This window comes from Acinetobacter sp. YH12239, assembly GCF_013417635.1.
In the GTDB taxonomy this organism is placed as follows: Bacteria; Pseudomonadota; Gammaproteobacteria; order Pseudomonadales; family Moraxellaceae; genus Acinetobacter.
Map to the genome: position 1 here is coordinate 1 of NZ_VPDP01000045.1, position 2,735 is coordinate 2,735.

The following is a 2,735-nucleotide window of genomic DNA, read 5'->3' on the forward strand; positions in this document are numbered from 1 at the left end:
CTACCTTTAGCAGGTACAAGCATTTTTAGCTGTTCAGCCATTAAATCAAAGGTTGACCATGAGATGCCTGTATATCGCTTAAACTGTGTTTCAGAAAGCTTCTTTGAGTCGATGTATTTCATTCGCATATTATGCATGAATATTTAAAATTATTCGGTACGAATAATCAGCAAGGGATAGATCTTTTTTTGATTTATGAAAGAGATCTATTTATGGGTTTAGTTTTCTTCCGAAGGCAGCAACATAATGATCGAACTGTTCAAAAGTTCTGCGAGATCTTCAAGAATATGTTGATCATATAAACTTTCATCTAAAGCGATCATTTCACCATCAGCGATACGTTTTAAATGAGGTTTAAATTCTTCGGAGATACATAAGCGCTCTCCATTCGCCCAAAAGTTAAGTTCATCATTGAACTTGCTATAAAGCAAACGTGAAGCAGGTTCGATTTTTAATAAATAATCTTCTTCAAGTGCTTCTTCTAAATCACCTGTACCAATTTCGTCATTTTCTGGAATATTGTTAGGATAACCAGGTTGCGAAGCGAGACACATGATGGCTTCATTAAGCATCTCAGGATTTTGCAGTTGAGCTAAAAGTTGTTCGCGCAGATAACTAAGCTCATTATCAGTAATTTCGCCGACAGCAGTGCTGACAAAGCGTGTGATATCTAATAATGGTTTTTTCAGTTGCTCTTGTTCTGAGAAAGAATCACCAAGACTATCCATCATGTCTGAGATATTTGGCATGCGGAAACCGAAAGAATAGGTTAAGCACTCATCTTCCGCTACGCCATAATGTGAAAGACCTGGTGGGACGTATAGTAAATCTCCTGGCGCCAAAACTTCATCAAAATGAACTTCCATTTCTTGCAAAAGTTTTAAAGGCTGACCTGCAACGAGTGCTGTCTGTTCATCACACATTTGCCCTAATTGCCAACGGCGATGTCCGTAACCTTGAACTAAAAATACATCATAAAAATCGAAGTGTTTACCGACAGAACCACCTTGTGGTGCGTAAGACACCATAATATCTTCACGACGCCATTGAGGAATAAAAGGAAATTTTTTCCATAATTCAGCAAGATCAAACGAATAGTGATCGACCGCTTGAACGAGCAGTGTCCATAATTTTGGCATTTTTTGGAAGTCTGCTTTGAGTAGTGGTGATGACTTCACATTCCATTGGTTAGGGTCGCGATCTTTTTGTTTGATTAAACGCGCAGTCACGTTTTCATCGAGTGCAAGCTCCATAACATCATTGGGTTCAAGTAAACCCACAATTTCAGGAACTGCATTACGTACGAGGAGAGGTTTTTTTTGCCAATATTCCGTAAGGAATTGTTCAGCGGTAATACCGCCGAGAACGTCTAAAGTTTGGGACATAATAAGGACTACAATTTAGTTTGGCTTATTGTCCCTTGAACAATGCAAGTTCCGCAAGTGACACGGCTTTAAAATCAGTGATTTTGTTTTTAGATAGTTATATAAAAGGATATATTAAAAAATTAGTCATGGTTGTTTTTAATAAATCAGAAATTTCCACGTTGGGATTATTATTTCATTTCGTATAACGCCCATTATGTTAAATGGAGTGTATTTATTGTTGATAAGTTAAATTTTTCATAGATTGCTATTGATCAAACGGATGTCAGGTAAGTTATTTAGTACTTGATCATATGTTTCATATTTCTCCAATATTTTAATAATTATATCTAACGGCTCTGCCCATATTTCAGGTAAATCTCGTTCATTCTTAGATTGGATAGGAAAAGCTAATTGTTCCCTTGGAAGTGAAAATTGGGCATTAACTCCATTCTTATTACCTCTAGCATCTATTCGATACCAACCATGATCTCTTAGATAGACAGCATTTAGACCATGTAGGCAATAGGGAGCATCTCCACTATCACCAACGGATAACCGTTGATAGCATAACCCAGCAGGAATATCATTTGCTCTCAACAAAGCAGCTAATAGATGACTTTTAGCATAGCAATACCCTGTTTTATGGAGTAAGACATCAGATGCTTTACAGGTTATAGGATTTAATTTGAAGTCAGAACTGTGTTTAATTTCATCTCTGACATATTCAAAACATTTTTTAACTATATCATTTTCGTTAGAGCAATTTTTAGCTAGGCTCCTTGCAAGAGAAAGAATGCGTGGATCTTCAAAGTTAATATATCTGCTAGGTGCTAGGTATTTGTCCATCTTATTAGCCCAAATGGTTCTGTCGCATTAAGAAATCATAGTTAAGTAAATTAGGCTAAAAGCTTGTTTAGCTAACCAATTGATACAATGATCCTATAGAATCGCTTGATTCTATAAAATCAAATTGGTCTTTCCTCATCATATGCATGAATTCAATTCCAGATAAAATGATCTAGGCTGTTTTTTGAAGTTATTTAAAGTTAAGATTTCCTAAAATTAACATAATACACCTTATGCGAAATGAAATCAAAATAATGATTTAAAATCAATAGCTTAAAAATTTTCACCCACCCCAAAAAACAGCAAAAAACCGACTGTGAAACATGTCGCTTTCTTTTTGAGCAAATTTGTCATTTTTCGCCAACAAAAATGGTTGAAAAGTGATCAAAAACCGCAATTCCCTATAAGATATATGCCTTTTAAGATCAAATCCATCCCCAATTTCTGCGGACAACTTTTGGGATAAGTTTTAATCAATTTTGTACGCCTTGGCTCACATTCATTCAAGTATTTTGCGTCTAT

At 35.6% G+C, this 2,735-nt stretch carries 2 protein-coding genes; both read right to left on the reverse strand.

Going from position 1 to position 2,735, the window contains the following annotated elements; genetic code table 11:
* Window positions 1–218: 218 nt before the first annotated feature.
* Window positions 219–1,385, reverse strand: a complete 1,167-nt coding sequence (locus FTV17_RS15335; RefSeq protein WP_180000686.1) for a cupin domain-containing protein — start codon at window positions 1,383–1,385, stop codon at window positions 219–221.
* A 237-nt stretch (window positions 1,386–1,622) separates the two neighbouring features.
* Complete coding sequence (locus FTV17_RS15340; RefSeq protein WP_180000688.1) at window positions 1,623–2,213, reverse strand: transglutaminase family protein; 591 nt, start codon at window positions 2,211–2,213, stop codon at window positions 1,623–1,625.
* Window positions 2,214–2,735: the final 522 nt, after the last annotated feature.

Bases quoted from the DNA above. Each gene is read 5' to 3' on its own strand.
- FTV17_RS15335 (WP_180000686.1), bottom strand. From the start codon at position 1,385: ATGTCCCAAACTTTAGACGTTCTCGGCGGTATTACCGCTGAACAATTC.
- FTV17_RS15340 (WP_180000688.1), bottom strand. From the start codon at position 2,213: ATGGACAAATACCTAGCACCTAGCAGATATATTAACTTTGAAGATCCA.